At 67.9% G+C, this 15,169-nt stretch carries 16 protein-coding genes; 9 read left to right on the top strand and 7 right to left on the bottom strand.

The window, feature by feature from the left end:
- Positions 1-136: 136 nt before the first annotated feature.
- From pstC to ASD47_RS26060, 6 genes are all read left to right on the top strand, one after another.
- Positions 137-1,579 carry a phosphate ABC transporter permease subunit PstC gene (gene pstC, locus ASD47_RS08865; protein WP_056754619.1) on the top strand — a complete coding sequence of 481 codons (1,443 nt, stop codon included), beginning with the start codon at positions 137-139 and terminating at the stop codon, positions 1,577-1,579.
- Positions 1,572-2,873 (top strand): phosphate ABC transporter permease PstA, encoded by a 1,302-nt coding sequence (pstA, locus tag ASD47_RS08860; protein WP_056754614.1) that lies wholly within the window; start codon positions 1,572-1,574, stop codon positions 2,871-2,873. The genes pstC and pstA overlap by 8 nt, the downstream gene beginning before the upstream one ends.
- A 52-nt stretch (positions 2,874-2,925) precedes the next feature.
- On the top strand, positions 2,926-3,774 hold the full coding sequence (gene pstB / locus ASD47_RS08855; protein WP_056754611.1) for a phosphate ABC transporter ATP-binding protein PstB: 849 nt from the start codon (positions 2,926-2,928) through the stop codon (positions 3,772-3,774).
- A 16-nt stretch (positions 3,775-3,790) separates the two neighbouring features.
- On the top strand, positions 3,791-4,480 hold the full coding sequence (gene phoU / locus ASD47_RS08850) for a phosphate signaling complex protein PhoU (RefSeq protein ID WP_056754609.1): 690 nt from the start codon (positions 3,791-3,793) through the stop codon (positions 4,478-4,480).
- A gap of 17 nt (positions 4,481-4,497) precedes the next feature.
- A complete protein-coding gene (gene phoB / locus ASD47_RS08845; protein ID WP_012288542.1) occupies positions 4,498-5,190 on the top strand; it encodes a phosphate regulon transcriptional regulator PhoB in 693 nt (230 codons plus the stop codon).
- 71 nt (positions 5,191-5,261) lie between these two features.
- Positions 5,262-5,792, top strand: coding sequence for a tetratricopeptide repeat protein (locus tag ASD47_RS26060; protein WP_156402180.1), 531 nt, complete (start codon positions 5,262-5,264; stop codon positions 5,790-5,792).
- A gap of 185 nt (positions 5,793-5,977) precedes the next feature.
- Here the strand turns inward: ASD47_RS26060 and ASD47_RS08840 are convergent, their stop codons facing one another.
- On the bottom strand, positions 5,978-6,847 hold the full coding sequence (locus tag ASD47_RS08840) for an NAD(P)H-binding protein (RefSeq protein WP_056754606.1): 870 nt from the start codon (positions 6,845-6,847) through the stop codon (positions 5,978-5,980).
- Between the two features lie 78 nt (positions 6,848-6,925).
- Between ASD47_RS08840 and ASD47_RS08835 the strand changes: the two genes are divergently transcribed.
- Positions 6,926-7,321, top strand: a complete 396-nt coding sequence (locus ASD47_RS08835) for a helix-turn-helix domain-containing protein (protein WP_156402179.1) — start codon at positions 6,926-6,928, stop codon at positions 7,319-7,321.
- A gap of 241 nt (positions 7,322-7,562) precedes the next feature.
- On the opposite strand, the gene ASD47_RS08830 is transcribed toward ASD47_RS08835, so the two are convergent.
- From ASD47_RS08830 to ASD47_RS08810, 5 genes are all read right to left on the bottom strand, one after another.
- The gene (locus ASD47_RS08830) at positions 7,563-9,428 is read right to left on the bottom strand and encodes a hypothetical protein (RefSeq protein WP_056754603.1); all 1,866 of its coding nucleotides are present in this window, start codon (positions 9,426-9,428) and stop codon (positions 7,563-7,565) included.
- Between the two features lie 74 nt (positions 9,429-9,502).
- On the bottom strand, positions 9,503-10,975 hold the full coding sequence (locus ASD47_RS08825; RefSeq protein ID WP_056754601.1) for a hypothetical protein: 1,473 nt from the start codon (positions 10,973-10,975) through the stop codon (positions 9,503-9,505).
- A gap of 90 nt (positions 10,976-11,065) precedes the next feature.
- Positions 11,066-11,329, bottom strand: coding sequence for a hypothetical protein (locus ASD47_RS08820; protein ID WP_156402178.1), 264 nt, complete (start codon positions 11,327-11,329; stop codon positions 11,066-11,068).
- A 130-nt stretch (positions 11,330-11,459) separates the two neighbouring features.
- Positions 11,460-12,257: a nuclear transport factor 2 family protein gene (locus ASD47_RS08815; protein ID WP_056754595.1), complete on the bottom strand. Its 798-nt coding sequence runs from the start codon at positions 12,255-12,257 to the stop codon at positions 11,460-11,462.
- Between the two features lie 109 nt (positions 12,258-12,366).
- Positions 12,367-12,735, bottom strand: coding sequence for a hypothetical protein (locus ASD47_RS08810; protein WP_056754594.1), 369 nt, complete (start codon positions 12,733-12,735; stop codon positions 12,367-12,369).
- 295 nt (positions 12,736-13,030) lie between these two features.
- Between ASD47_RS08810 and purD the strand changes: the two genes are divergently transcribed.
- Positions 13,031-14,314 carry a phosphoribosylamine--glycine ligase gene (purD, locus tag ASD47_RS08805; protein ID WP_056754591.1) on the top strand — a complete coding sequence of 428 codons (1,284 nt, stop codon included), beginning with the start codon at positions 13,031-13,033 and terminating at the stop codon, positions 14,312-14,314.
- Positions 14,314-14,541, top strand: a complete 228-nt coding sequence (locus ASD47_RS08800) for a hypothetical protein (RefSeq protein ID WP_056754588.1) — start codon at positions 14,314-14,316, stop codon at positions 14,539-14,541. Before purD ends, ASD47_RS08800 begins: the two co-directional genes overlap by 1 nt.
- A gap of 86 nt (positions 14,542-14,627) precedes the next feature.
- On the opposite strand, the gene ASD47_RS08795 is transcribed toward ASD47_RS08800, so the two are convergent.
- Positions 14,628-14,987, bottom strand: a complete 360-nt coding sequence (locus ASD47_RS08795) for a VOC family protein (protein ID WP_235525831.1) — start codon at positions 14,985-14,987, stop codon at positions 14,628-14,630.
- Positions 14,988-15,169: the final 182 nt, after the last annotated feature.

Genomic DNA, 15,169 nt, shown 5'->3' with positions numbered 1-15,169 from the left:
CCCTTCCCGCACGCTGTCGCAAAACTGTCGCCAAAACGTCGCATAAGGTCGGCGCCCGCACGGCATAGATCGGCGCGGGCGGTACGGCGCGTTGGGCGTCGCCACCGCATCCTTCGCGCAAGACCCCGCCGCACGCATGCTGACCTGGCTCTCGCTCCTTTTCCTCGCCCTGTTCTCCGGCGCGGCGTTCATGGCCGGCCGAAGCCGCGCGTTGAAGTCGTCCGGCGGCTCCACGGCCAAGCTCCACTCGCTGCCGAACTATTACGGCCTGTACGCCGCCCTCTGGGCCGGCGCCCCCGCGGCGCTGCTGCTGCTGCTGGGCGCGGCCTTCGGCGGTCGGGTCGAGGACGCCATGCTGCAGGCCCAGCGCCCGGCGGTTGTCCAGGCCCTGACCCCTGATCGACAAGACGTGTTCTTCAGCGACGTCAGCGCCGTCGCCGTCGGCCAGGCGCCCAGCGAGGTGGCCTATGAGGGCCCGCTGAAGGCCGCCTTCGACGCCAAGGTGGTCGAGGCCAAGCGGATCGACGGCATCGTCAGCTATTCGGTCCTGGGCCTGGCCGGCCTGCTGGCCCTGGCCGGGTTCCTGCTGGCCACGCCGCGCATCAACACCGAATTCCGCGCCCGCAACCGGGTGGAGGGCTGGATCGCCGGCGTGCTGGTCGCCTGCTCGGTCGCCGCCGTGCTGACGACGCTCGGCATCGTCATGTCGCTGATCTACGAGAGCTGGCGCTTCTTCGAGAGCGTCTCGCCGCTCAGCTTCCTGTTCGGCACCGAATGGGCCCCGCAGATCGCCATGCGCGCCGACCAGGTGGCCTCGTCCGGCGCGTTCGGCGCGGTGCCGCTGTTCGCCGGCACCTTCCTGGTCATGATGATCGCCATGCTGGTGGCCGCCCCGATCGGCCTCTACTCGGCGATCTACCTGTCGGAATACGCCGGCCGCGGCCTGCGCTCGACGATCAAGCCGCTGCTCGAGATCCTGGCCGGGGTGCCGACCGTGGTCTACGGCTTCTTCGCCGCCCTGACCGTCGGCCCGCTGTTCCGCGCCTTCTTCAACGGCATTGGCGAGCAGATGGCCGGCGGCCCGCTGGACGGAATCGCCCAGTACCTGATGCAGGTCCAGAACCAGATGGCCCTGGTGGCCGGGGTGGTGATGGGCATCATGCTGATCCCCTTCGTCTCCTCGCTGTCGGACGACATCATCAACTCGGTGCCCCAGAGCCTGCGCGACGGCAGCTACGCCATGGGCGCGACCAAGTCCGAGACCGTCAAGAAGGTGGTCCTGCCCGCCGCCCTGCCGGGCATCATGGCCGCCATGCTGCTGGCCGTGTCCCGCGCGGTGGGCGAGACCATGATCGTCACCATGGCCGCCGGCCTGCAGGCCAAGCTGACCGCCAACCCGCTGGACACCGTCACCACCGTGACCGTCCAGATCGTCACCCTGCTGACCGGCGACCAGGAGTTCGACAGCCCCAAGACCCTGTCGGCCTTCGGCCTGGGCCTGACCCTGTTCGTGGTCACCCTCTGCCTGAACATCATCGCCCTGCGCATCGTCCAGAAGTACCGGGAACAATATGACTGACGCGGCCATTTCCCCCGGCGCCCCCGCCGCTCGCCCGGCCTCGTCGGCCCGCGACGCCCTGCTCAAGAAGCGCCACCGTTCCGAAAAGCTGTTCCGCGCCCAGGGCATCGCGGCGATCGTCATCGCCATGATCTTCCTGGTCGTGCTGGTCGGCCGCATCGTGGTCCAGGGCTATTCGACCTTCGAGACCCACACCCTGACGGTGCCGGTCTACCTGAACCCCGAGCGCATCGACACCAGCGCCCTGGAAGGGGTCAATTACGACTACATCGTCGCCGAGGCGATGATGAAGAAGCTGGGCGTCCAGGACGACGACCTGGGCACAGTGTCCAGCAAGGTCCAGGACCTGGTCTCGCGCGACTTCGGCAACCAGTTGCTGCAGATGGTCAAGAAGGACCATTCGCTGATCGGCAAGACCGTCGACGTCACCGGCTCGGTCAAGGCCGACGCCGACCTCTACTACAAGGGCGAGATCAAGCGCTCGACCGCCGAGGGCGACCGCAAGCTCGACAACCAGCAGCTGGACTGGCTGGACCGCCTGAAGAAGGACGGCACCGTCAAGACCGGCTTCAACACCAAGTTCTTCACCAATTCAGACTCGACCGAGCCCGAGCAGGCCGGCGTCTGGGGCGCGGTGATCGGCTCGGCCATGATGCTGGTCATCACCGCCCTGATCGCCATCCCGGTGGGGGTGATGGCCGCGGTCTATCTCGAGGAGTTCGCGCCCAAGAACCGCTGGACCGACGTCATCGAGGTCAACATCAACAACCTGGCCGCCGTGCCGTCGATCGTCTACGGCCTGCTGGGCCTGGCGCTGTTCATCAACTGGCTGCACGTGCCGCGCGGCTCGCCGCTGGTCGGCGGCCTGGTCCTGGCCCTGATGGCCCTGCCGACCGTGATCATCGCCACCCGCAGCGCCCTGAAGGCGGTGCCGCCGTCGATCCGCGAAGCCGCCCTGGGCGTCGGCGCCTCCAAGGCCCAGACCGTCTTCCACCACGTGCTGCCGCTGGCCATGCCCGGCGTGATGACCGGCGCCATCCTGTCGCTGGCCCACGCCCTGGGCGAGACCGCGCCGCTCTTGATGATCGGCATGGTCGCCTTCGTGCCCGGCGCGCCGGAAAGCTTCACCAGCTCGGCCACCGTGCTGCCGGTCCAGGTGTTTATCTGGGAGAACGCCTCGGAGCGCGCCTTCCACGAACGCACCGCCGCCGCCATCATCGTGCTGCTGGTCTTCATGATCGTCATGAACGCCGCCGCGGTGATCCTGCGCCGTCGCTTCGAACGCCGGTGGTAGACTGATGCGCCTTCTCAATCCCCTCGCTTCCTGCCTTTCGCTGGGACACGCCATGCCGACCGAAAACCGCGACGACACGATCGCCGCTCACGCGCCCGCCCTGGCGGCCGCCATCCCCGCGGGCCACGGCCACGTGACCACCACCGAGTTCAAGATCCGGGCCCGCGACGTCAACGTCTTCTACGGCGAGAAACAGGCGCTGTTCGACGTCTCCCTGGACGTGCCGGCCAAGTCGGTCACCGCCTTCATCGGCCCGTCGGGCTGCGGCAAGTCGACCTTCCTGCGCTGCATCAACCGGATGAACGACACCATCCCCTCGGCCAAGGTCGCGGGCTCGATCGAGATCGACGGCGCCGACGTCAACGCCAAGAGCGTCGACCCGGTGGTGCTGCGCTCGCGGGTCGGCATGGTGTTCCAGAAGCCCAACCCGTTCCCCAAGACGATCTTCGAGAACGTCGCCTACGGGCCCAAGATCCACGGCCTGGCCACCGGCAAGGCCGAGCTGGAGGCCATCGTCGAGAGCAGCCTGAAGAAGGCCGGCCTGTGGAACGAGGTCTCCGACCGCCTGCACCAGCCCGGCACCGGCCTGTCCGGCGGCCAGCAGCAGCGCCTGGTCATCGCCCGCGCCATCGCCGTCTCGCCGGAAGTGATCCTGATGGACGAGCCCTGCTCGGCCCTCGACCCGATCGCCACCGCCAAGATCGAGGAGCTGATCGACGAGCTGCGCAGCCAGTTCTGCATCGTCATCGTCACCCACTCGATGGCTCAGGCCGCCCGCGTGTCGCAGAAGACCGCCTTCTTCCACCTGGGCAAGCTGGTCGAGAGCGGTCCGACCGAGGAGATGTTCACCAATCCTCGCGACACCCGCACGCAGGACTACATCACCGGCCGCTTCGGCTAACCGGTAGGATCACGCCATGACCGAACATACCGTCAAATCCTACGGCGAAGAGCTGAACCACCTCACGGCCGAGGTCACCCGCATGGGCGGCCTGGCCGAGGCCCAGGTCGCCGACGCCATCGACTGCATCGCCCGCCGCGACGCGCCCCTGGCTCAGCAGGTGGTGGCCCGCGACGAGCGGCTCGACATCCTGCAGGGCGAGATCGAGCGCAAGGCCTTCCGGCTGATCGCCCTGCGCCAGCCGATGGCCGTGGACCTGCGCCACGCCGTGGCCGCCCTGAAGATCTCGATGAGCCTGGAACGCTGCGGCGACATGGCCAAGAACATCGGCAAGCGCGCCCTGATCCTGACCGAGGCCGACCCGATGAGCGCCCTGACCCGCTCGATCGAGCGCATGGGCCGCTTGGTCCAGGGCCGGCTGAAGGACGTGCTGGACGCCTACACCGCCTCGGACCTGCAGCGCGCCATCGGCGTGTGGGGCCGCGACGAGGAGGTCGACGAGCACTACAACGCCATCTTCCGCGAACTGCTGACCTACATGATGGGCGACCCCCGGACGATCAATCCGTGCGCCCACCTGCTGTTCGTGGCCAAGAACCTCGAGCGCATCGGCGACCACGCCACCAACATCGCCGAGATTATCCATTTCGAGCTGACCGGCGAGGAGATCATCTCCCAGCGGCCCAAGCTCGAGCTGTCGAACTAAGTAGAGGGCCAGCGCAAGTGACTCCGTACGTTCTGGTGGTCGAAGACGAAGACGCCCTGGCCACCCTGCTGCACTACAATCTCGACAAGGAAGGCTATGTCGTCGGCGTGGCCGGCGACGGCGAGGAGGCCCTGACCATGGCCTCCGAGCGCGCCCCCGACCTGGTGATCCTCGACTGGATGCTGCCCAAGGTCTCCGGCATCGAGGTCTGCCGCCGCCTGCGCGGCCGCTCCGAGACCCGCAACGTGCCGATCATCATGCTGACGGCGCGCGGCGAGGAGAGCGACCGCATCCGCGGCCTCGACACCGGGGCCGACGACTACGTGGTCAAGCCGTTCTCGATGATCGAGCTGACCGCCCGCGTCCGCGCCGTCCTGCGCCGCATCCGCCCCGGCCTGGCCGACGACCGCATCACGGTCGGCGACATCGTCATCGACCGGGTCGCCCACCGCGTGAAGCGCCAGGGCAAGGAGGTCCACCTGGGCCCCACCGAGTTCCGCCTGCTCGACTACCTGATGCAGCACCCGGGCCGGGTGTTCAGCCGCGAACAGCTGCTGGACGCGGTTTGGGGCTCGGACGTCTATGTCGAGGCCCGCACGGTGGACGTCCACATCGGCCGCCTGCGCAAGGCGCTGAACGGGGATGTGGACGGCGATCCGATCCGCACGGTGCGTTCGGCGGGGTATTCGCTGGATCTGGACGCGGCTTAGGGGGCGGCGGCGAACCTGGTTGCATAAGCGCGGCGCGTGTCGTTCCTTACCCAGAGTTCTTGGGGGTAGATATGGCGCACAGAATTTTCACGCTCTGGGCCGGCTTGGTTGTGGCGGCCGCTTTCCATTGCTCTGCGTTCGCGGGACCGGTCGAAGATGGCCTGGAGGCCGCGAAGCGAAGCGACTACGCGACAGCGCTAAAGCTATGGACTCCTGCGGCGGAGCAGGGCGACGCTACCGCACAGTCCTATCTCGGCCTTCTGTACCTCAGGGGCTGGGGCGTGCGGCAGGATAACGCCGAGGCCGCACGATGGTATCGCAAGGCTGCTGACCAGGGAAATACAGCGGCGCAAAACAATCTTGCGACGCTCTACGGAAACGGAACTGGCGTACCGCAAGACTATGGCCAAGCCTTTGTCTTGCTTCGCAAGGCCGCCGACGCCGGCGCCATGGAAGCCTATGTCAATCTTGCGCGAGCCTACGAGGCCGGGCATGGCGTCGCGAAAGACTGTGGGGCCGCGCTTGTTTGGTATCGCAAAGCCGTGAGTGGAGGTTATCCGGGTGCGCGGGAAGCTTTAGCTGACAGCGCCTGTCGATCCTGACCAGGCGACTGTTCTTCCATCCGCCTCGGATGGGGCCTCGCCGCTGCGGGGCGTCAGGGGAGAGGCTCCTCGTCTTTAGGATCGTCATTCCCGCCAAGGGCGGGAATGACGGTTGAGAAGGGTGGGTCGCGGGCTGAGAGCCCCGACAGCGCTGAATGTCGATCCGTCCTAGGGCGTCAAGGCGCTCACGCCGCCGCCGACCGGGCCCAGGCGCCCGCCGCCCCCCGCGCATAGTCGGCGAAGGCGACGGCCGGGCGGCCGGTGACGCGCGCGACGACGTCGGTGACGAGCGCGGCCGCGCCGGCCTCGATCCCCGCCTGGTCGCGCAGGACCATGGCCAGGTAGTCGTCCGGGACCCCGGCCTGTTTCAGAATGTCGCCGAACGCCGCGCTAGGCAGCGGCGCGTGGGTGATGGTCCGGCCGGCGGCTTGGCCGATCAGGGCGGCGGCGGCGTCGAAGTCCAGGGCCTGCGGCCCGGTGACGGCGTAGGCGGCGCCGGCGTGGTCCGGGGCGGTCAGGGCGACCGCCGCCACGGCGGCGATGTCGCCGGCGTCGACATGGGCCACCGCCCCGTGGCCAGCGGCGGTGACGACCTTGTCGGCCTGCAGGATGCCCGGCAGCAGGAAGCCTTCGGAGAAGTTCTGGTTGAAGCCGGTCGGCCGCAGGATCGTCCAGTCCAGGCCCGACGTCGTCACCTGGCGCTCGAGCAGCCGCCGGCCCGACCCCTCCGGCTCGCCGGCGAAGGTCGCGCCCAGCGACGACAGCAGCACCACCGTCCCGACGCCGGCCCGCCGCGCCTCGTCCAGCAGCGCGCCGGTCGCCGCCGTCGGGTCCTCGACGAAGGCGGGCGGGACCAGATAGACCGCGTCGGCGCCGCTCAGGGCCGGGGCGAAGGTCTCGGGCCGGCCCCAGTCGAAGGGCGTCAGGCCCTCGGCCGCCTGGCGACCGGCGGCCCGCACGGCCGCGCCGCGCGCCCGCAGTTCGGGGACCAGCCTCCGTCCGGTCTTGCCGGTGGCGCCGATGACCAGAACCGTGGGTGTCTTCGGGCTTCGCATGATCAGATCCTCTCCCTATGCTGGACCGGAAGATCAGGTCGGAAGCCAAGCCCATCAACGCACCGCGAGGTATGTGACGTGTCGATCAGCCGCGAACTCGCGACCCCGGCGGCCCCGACCGAGACAGCCTTCCCCGAGGCGGCAGCCACCTGTCCGGTCGAGCGGGCGATCTGGATCATCGGCGGGCGTTGGAAGCTGCTGGTCATCCGCGCGCTGATGCTCGGCGGCCCCCAGCGCTACAACGACATCTTGCGCGCCATCCCCCAGATCAGCGCCAAGGAGCTGACGCGGAACCTGCGCGAGCTGGAGACCGCGGGCCTGGTCGCCCGAGAGGCCGCCGACCCCGCCGACCGCCTCGCCTATGGCCTCACCGACCTCGGCGCCAGCCTGCACCCGGCCTTCAAGCTGCTGGGCGAGTTCGGCCAGGCGCTGGCGCGGCCGCGGGCGGCGGCGTCGACCGGGGAGCGAGACTGAACTTAGGGTTAGCCCCAGGGGCGATCTTCCTCTGAATGGTTCAGTTGTTTCGGTCTGGGGCTGGGGTCATGTTGATTCTTCTCAGCGCCGCCCTGGCCTTGGGCGCGGCGCAGTGACGTCGCCGATCGTCGCTTTGCTGGGACCAAGGCCTGCCTTCGAGCCTGACCTGTTAGCGCTGGAGTGCAACCAATCTTGGCCTATTGGGCTTGTTGCTCCCACTACGTCGATAATCACGACGGGCCTAAACCCCACACCCTCTGTCTACCAGAGACACAACCGTATCCCTGGTGAGGGATAGTACCGTCACCCCTGACGCCGAGGGCTCGGACTTCACAGGCCCGCTCACTGACCACTTCCGGCCGGCGAACAGAGCGCCGTCCAGGGTTACGCGGCTGACGGGCGGAGGCGTGGAGGGCGGAGGCGATGCGGTCACGGTCGCGAAGCCGTAATAGTTGTAGGCTCCGACGTTGTTATTCTCGACCATCACGTCAGCGGTGCAAGCGGTCTGCCGGATGACGTAGGCCCGGACCTGCGAGGCTGATCTGGCGGTAACGGTCGGCTTGGCGGCTCCCTTCAGCAGTTGATGCAAAAGGGCGGTGTCGGGCCGCAGGCCGTAGTTGAAGAAATAGTATGCGGCCGGGGTCATCAAGGCTGAAACGCTTCCCGATCCAGCGGGCTTGCTATAGGCCAACGGCCCCGCGACCTTGAGCGACGCTTCGGGCTTGGCGTCCAGGGCCTTATGGCTGAACACGATGGATGCCTGAAAGGTGTCGGTCTTGGCCTGGTCCTGAAAGACCACCTCGTCCTGCACCAGAAGTTCGGCGCCTTCGATGTACTGGACGCCGGTCGCTTTCCAGAGCACCTGGTTGTTGATGAACTCGCCGGAGAACGACGGGTCGATGATCACCTTGGCTCCGCTCGCCGCCAGCTGGTCGAACACCGCCTGGTCCAGTATGTTGCGATAGAACGGCTGGGTCGGAACGTAGACGACCTTCGGACGCAGCCTGGCCAGATCGGCAGGGTTGGCGTAGGCCACCGAGTATCCGGCTTTTTCCAGCATCATCGCCGCGCCGACGGCGGAATTGACCCACACGTCGCCGGTCGAATATGCCGTGCTGGCGATGTCGTTCAGGATCGGGTCGAGAAGCACGACAGCGTCGGCATGACGCCTGGAGCCGGCCGGAAGCGCTACTGGGTCACGCGATGGCAGGAAGGCCCCTCCCTGGTACTTGAGTAGCTCGGCGACGGCGTCGGTGGGGTTCAGCAGGGCCGCTCGCGCGCTGTGGCCATGTCGGTAGTCGAGCCGGGTGTTGAGCAGGTCCACCACGTTCAACCGAACAGGCGGCGCGGGCCTTGGCGTCGCGATCTCGATGGAGTTGAACGCGAAGGCCATCTGCCGCAGGTTGGTCGGCATGGCGCGGAATGGCGCGACGTTTTGGACTCTCATGTCATGTACCGGCCGGCCGCTGACCTCCAGGCGCGTCCGATAGAAGTCCTGCGATGACCGCTCACCGAGGCTTCGCTCGAAGATGGCGATTTCCTTGCCGTCGTTGATGAAGAGGGCATTGGCCGACAGATAGAAGTTCGGCTTGAGGAAAACCGCTTTCCCGGCCTCCAGGGGCAGCAGGAAGGTCGAAGGGTCGTTGCCGTACCGGAAGAACTTGTTCCAGACCCAGCCGGGCGTCCTGTAGGCCCCCTCGGCATAGGAGATGTTGTCCACGAGGAACGGTTGATCGTCCGGCTTTCCGAAGACGATCTCATAGGTCTGGTATCGGTCGGCCGGAGCAGCCTCCAGCGAGAGCACCTGAACCGGATTGGCCGAGAACGCGTCCTTCACGATCCAGGGCGATGACGGTTGCAGGACCAGATGCGCCTTGCGATCCTGGCCGATGAACCTGGCGGGCAGGTAAAAATAGGCATCCTCGAACAGCGTATCGTTCTGCCGGACGACAGAGATCACCTCCCCCGTCCTGGCGTCCTTGATCAACACCGTCTGGTCCGTCAGGTTCGACAGCTTGTCGGCCCGGTTTATGTAGACGAACGACGGCAGGCCCTTGAGCTTGATGTGGACGTATTGCGTCTGCACCGCTGGCGCGTCGATCTCCAACGGCAATTCCCGCGCTATCGAGTCGGCGACAGCGGGCGAGGCCGTGACCAGTGCGGCGGCGAGGAAAAGTCGCCTCACAGGTCGCACTCGACTTTGGTGATGGTGTCGAAAGGCTGGAGCGTCAGTTCGCGCCCGCGGGGAAGCTTGATGTCGCCCCCCATGGTGCGCTGAACACAGGTGGCCGGAGCCTTGAGCCGAACCGACATCGACGGCGTTGGCTCAAGGTCTTCGAACAGCGTGTGCCGCCCGAACGCGTATCCGCCCCAGGCCACCGAGGAGAGGTAGATCGTCTCCTTGAGGGCGTCGCCGTAGGCCAGGGCGTAGACGTATTCAGGCTTGCCGGGGAAGGTGACGGCGGGGTCTATGGTGCTGGCGAACTTGTCCAGGGTCGCGTTGTCGATCGCCGGGACAAGCCAGATCTCGCCGCCGCTGCTGTCCCTCAGGGCTTCACAGTCGGCGCAATCGGCCTTGACCTCACGCAGGCTGGACCGAAGAGCGGCGATGATGGCTTCGGTCTTCTCGTCGGCCGCACGCTCGTTCACTGCCCACAGCACGCGCTGGCCGCCCTTGAGCAGGGACGGGATCAGATCGGGCCTCTCCGCGTGGTTCATGCGGGGGAACACGAAGTGGGTGTAGCCCCCGGAAGACGCCAGGGTCTCGGTCGTGATCGCGTGGACCACCCCGGTCTCGTAGAGGTGCAGCGAGGCCTTGCGCAACTCCTCGAACCGGCGGGTCGCGATGGCGTCGCCGTTCGGGTTCACAATGGCGATCTTGGCCAGGAGCTTCTGGTCCGGCCGGGCTTGCGTCCCGATATGGTTCTCGAACTCGTCGTAGACCTCGATTGCAGGCTGGATCCGATCCAGCGCGATGGTCCCGTCATACCCGAGCGGCAGGTAGAAGCTGACCAGCGACCGATTGACCACGGCCACGGCCAGTTCCTGCTTGAGCTGCGCCTTGGACTTGTACTGATACGGAGCAGCGCCCTCCGACTGCGCGAACAGCGGATAGACGATCTCGGCCCCGCCCTTCAATCGTTGGCTGAACAGCGATTCAATATAGGCTTCTCCGAGAGCGAAGAACGGCAGGTCCACCGCGACCGTGCCGTAGTTGGCCGGCTCAGGGCTGGGATCGCGCACTGTGAAGGCGGCGTTGATCGACCAGTTCAGTGGCCGCTTTTGGCGGTCAAAGAACGCCTCCAGCTTTCCGACGTAGTCGCGCCGGTAGGAGTCGTAGGTGTATTTCACGAAGGGGGGATAGCTGGCCTGGGGGTAATCCGTCGGGACCGGTAGCCCGGTCTCCTTGACGAAGCCTGCCGTGCTCGCCGGGTTCCAGCTCTCGTGGGCGGTCCAATAGTCGCCGTCGAGAAAGAACCCGTCTGGATTGTACCGGTCGATGATCTCTTGCAGCCCCGGCAACAGCACCTCGTCCGCATAGGCGCTGTTGTGGTCGATCACCGTGGCGCGAACGCCGTTTCCGAAGATGCGGAAATATTCGGGATGGGAGTCCTGGAGCGCGTCGTTCCGCAGCGTACTGACATAGACGATCATGCCCGTGCGGGTGCGCGCGGTCTCCTCCCGCCAGATCTGGAGCAGATCCTGGGTCGGCCCCTGGAGCAGAGGAAAGCCCGGGCTGGCCTTCTATTCAGGGAAAAACTTGCTCGGATACTGAGCGTGGCCGTCATGCCCAACCGCGAACACGACGACCCGCTCCGGCCGCACATGCTCTAGCATCGCCCGGATGCTTTGACGCAGCACCGCCTCGTCGAACTTGAACGGTTTGTGGGTGAAGATGTGGTTGTCGATCAGCAGGACAACGTCCCGCTTGGCGGGCTGGGCGCCAGACGCCAAGGGCGCGGCGAACACCGCAAGGGCGACAAAGGCCGTCTTCGCCAGTCGACCCATGCGCTTCATTCCGATCGTTATTCAACTTTAACGATAAGTTATCGCAAGGACTGGTTGAGGTATATAGCCAAGCTGCCGGAATGATTGTTCGGTCTCGGGCCGAACGCAGCGAGCGAGCTGGTCCCGCCCCCTAAGGCGCTTCCCTGACGAACAGCAAGGCGGCCATCCGCCACCCCGACGCCGTCCGCAGCATCAGCGCGCGGTCCGTCCATTCGCCGCTTTCGGTGCGGAACGACCAGCGGGCCATGCCGACGTCGCCCTGGGCGTCGACCAGGCGGCTGGTGACCTCGAACCGCGCGCCGGGCGAGGTCTTGCGCCGGTCCACGTAGCGCGCGCGCCACTCGGCGACGGACGCGGCGACGAACTCGCCGTCCTCGACGCTCATGACCAGGGCCCGGGGATCGAGGGTCTCGCCGAGCCCGGCCTCGTCCCAGCGACGGTCGGCCTCGAACTTGTCGTCCACCACGCCGGCCACGCCCGCCGCCGAGGCCGGGTCTTCGGCCGGGTCCGGCTGGCGGAGCGTTCCGACGATGCGCCAGCCGCCCGCCAGCCGCGCCAGCAGCACGTAGTCGACCAGCGGCCGGCCGTCGCGGACCGAGCGCAGCCTGGCCAGGGCGGTGGTTTCTCCGGCGTCGATCCGCTCGATCGTCGGGGGTGGTCCGGACGGTTCCGGCGCCTGGGCCAGGCGCGCCTTCCATTGGGCCTGGTAGTTGGCGGTGACCGTACCGCCGTCGATTTCATAGGCGATGGCGCTGGGCTGGAAGGCGCGGCCGAGCTTGACCGGATCCCGCTCGGCGATCGCCTCGCCATAGAGGCGTACGGCGTCGGCGGGCGTGGCGTTCGCCGGCCCCGGCGCGGGGACGGGGGCGTCGTGGGTCGCGGCGGGCGACAGGGCGGCGGCCATCAGCACGGTCCGGATCAATCGCATCGTCGCCTCCTGTGAGGGGGCGAGCTTGCGGCGAGGGACGACGCTTTGGCCATTCGAAAGAAAGCGGGGCATCATTCAACCCTATTGAAGGGTGCGACCGCCGGCGGGCTCACAACCGCCCGCGCCGCCCGCCCTTCAGCTTGTCCAGGGCCCGCCGGGCGTGCTCGGCTTGGGCGGCCAGTGGGGCGGCCAGTGGGGCGGCCAGCGGGGCGGCCATGACCCCCAGGCCCGCCCCGCCCTGGACGGCGGCCAGGCCGGCGGCGAGCACGTCGACCGGCGGCTTGCGGGCGGTCGGGGTCATCTGCGCCACCTTGCGGGCCATGGCGGCCAGGTCGCCGATGGCCTTGGCCTTGTCGCGGACCTTTCGGATCTCGGCCGGGTCGTGACTGCGTTCGAGGATCGCCCAGGCCGCGTCGAGGGCGTCCATCAGCTTCAGTTGCAGGGCGAGGCAGCGGGTGGGGATGTCGGTGTGGGTCATGCCTCAAGGATGCGGCCGTCCCGGAGCGTGGGGATAGGAAACGTGCATTTTCCTGTAGCCCATTGATTTCGTTGCGGTGGAGTTTGAAAAGGGCGGGGATAAACCCAGGCCGGGGACGCGCCCTTGCGGCGTGTCCCCTCTGACAGGCGCGGCGGCGCGTGTCCGGGCGGCCCCCGCGCGGAGTTTGGGGACACGCCGCAAGGGCGGGTCCCCGGCCCTAGTACCCCTGTGGATAACTTCCGCGTCGCACGACCCGCCTTGACCCCGCGCCGCCCCCGCGCGACACCCCGGCCTCATGGAAAAGCTGAACATCCTGCTCGTCGGCTCCGGTGGGCGCGAGCACGCCCTGGCCTGGAAGATCGCCCAGTCGCCGCTGTGCGGCCGCCTTGTCGCCGCGCCGGGCAATCCGGGCGTCGAACAGGTCGCCGAGCTGCGCCCGGTCAAGGTCACCGACGTGGCCGGCCTGGTCGCCCTGGCCCGGGAGGTCGCCGCCGACCTCGTGGTGGTGGGTCCGGAATCGGCGCTGGAGGTCGGCCTGGCCGACGAACTGGCCAAGGCCGGGATCCCCTGTTTCGGCGGCAGCGCCCAGGCCGCGCGGCTGGAGACCAGCAAGGCCTTCACCAAGGACTTCTGCGCCCGCCACGGCCTGCCGACGGCGGGCTATGGCGTGTTCACCGACGCGGCCTCGGCCGGCGCCTTCCTCGACACCCTCACCGCGCCGTTCGTGATCAAGGCCGACGGCCTGGCGGCCGGCAAGGGCGTGGTGATCGCCGCGGATCGCGCCGAAGCCGCCGCCGCCGTGCTGGACATGCTGGGCGGGCGCTTCGGCTCGGCCGGGGCGCGGGTGGTGATCGAGGAGTTCATGCACGGCGAGGAGGCCTCGCTGTTCGCGATCTGCGACGGTCAAACGGCGGTGCTGTTCGGCGCCGCCCAGGACCACAAGCGGGCCTATGACGGCGACGAAGGCCCCAACACCGGCGGCATGGGCACCTATTCGCCGCCGCCGGTCCTGACCCCGGCCCTGGTCGACCAAGCCTGGCGCGAGCTGGTCCTGCCCACCATCGCCGGCATGGCCGCCGAGGGCTGTCCCTATGTCGGCGTGCTCTATGCCGGGCTGATGCTGACCGAGCAGGGGCCCAAGCTGGTCGAGTACAACGCCCGCTTCGGCGACCCCGAGTGCCAGACCCTGATGCTGCGGCTGGAAAGCGACCTGGTCCCGCTGCTGCTGGCCGCGGCCAAGGGTGAGCTGGCGTCCGCTGCGCCGCCGGTCTGGCGCGAGGAGGCGGCGATCTGCGTGGTGCTGGCGGCCGAGGGCTATCCCGACGCGCCCAAGACCGGCGGCCTGATCCAGGGCGCGGACAGCGAGTTCGGCGGCGAGGCGGTGATCTTCCACGCCGGCACGGCCCGCGACGCCGAGGGGCGTCTGACAGCCTCGGGCGGCCGGGTGCTGAACGTCTGCGCCCTGGGCGCGACCCTGCACGAAGCCCGCGACGTCGCCTATGCGGCCCTGGGGACGGTGTCGCTGGAGGGCGGGTTCTACCGCACCGACATCGGCTGGCGGGCGCTGAGCCAGCACTGATGAAGCTGTTGACGCTCATCTGGCCCAAGTCGCGTCAAAACTATAGCCAACGCGCGGCTACGGGACGTGTGATGCACGTGGCGTTGATCGTAATCGGCTCGATGGGCGTGATGATCGAGTTGCTGAACTGGCACGGGCGCTGGGACCACTTAGCGCTGTACGCGGCGATGTGGCTCGCTGCGGCCAGCTTAGGTCGAGGCCTGCGCTTCTGGGTTTCTCGCGAGTAGCGCCGTAGCAGAGCGTTCCGGCGAGAACCACGATTAGGGACAGGCGCATGCGCCTGTCCCCGTCTCGCGCACGGCGCTATCGACGCTCAGGCCCGGTGCGCCACCTCCACCAGGATGTCGCCGGGCGCGGTCAGGTAGAAGGCGAACGCGCCGTGCTGCATCGCCGGCGGGTCGACGGCGAGGCCGCCGGCCGCCATGCGGGCCTGGAGGTCGGATACGGCCGCCGGGCTCTCCAGGTGGAAGCCGATATGGAACGGGACCGGCCAGGCCTGAGGCCCGTGGCGGCGCAGGCGGCTGAGCACCAGCACCAGGCCGGCCTGGTCGCGCAGGATGGCCAGGCCGTCCTGGCCCAGGGTCCGCTCGTGGGTGAAGCCCAGCCAGGTCTCGAAGAAGTCCCGGGTCGCGGCGACGTCGGGCACGGGCAGGTCGATATGGTTCAGGCGCATCGGCGCTCTCCTTCAATTGAGGCGCGGCGCACGGGGGCTCGATCGGTATCGACAACGGGACCACGCACGCCGAGCCGGCGGCGCACGATGCGCCGTCGTCTCGTCGTGGGTCCCAGCCGTGAGGCGAGGGTACAGGTTCTTCGAAGCTCGAAGCGACCGGGCTTACCTTGTCCGGTCCATGG

The sequence above is a fragment of the Caulobacter sp. Root1472 genome, assembly GCF_001426985.1.
GTDB lineage: Bacteria > Pseudomonadota > Alphaproteobacteria > Caulobacterales > Caulobacteraceae > Caulobacter > Caulobacter rhizosphaerae.
The sequence above is the reverse complement of the archived record's forward strand: the minus strand, read 5'-3'. Positions and strand labels throughout refer to the sequence as shown.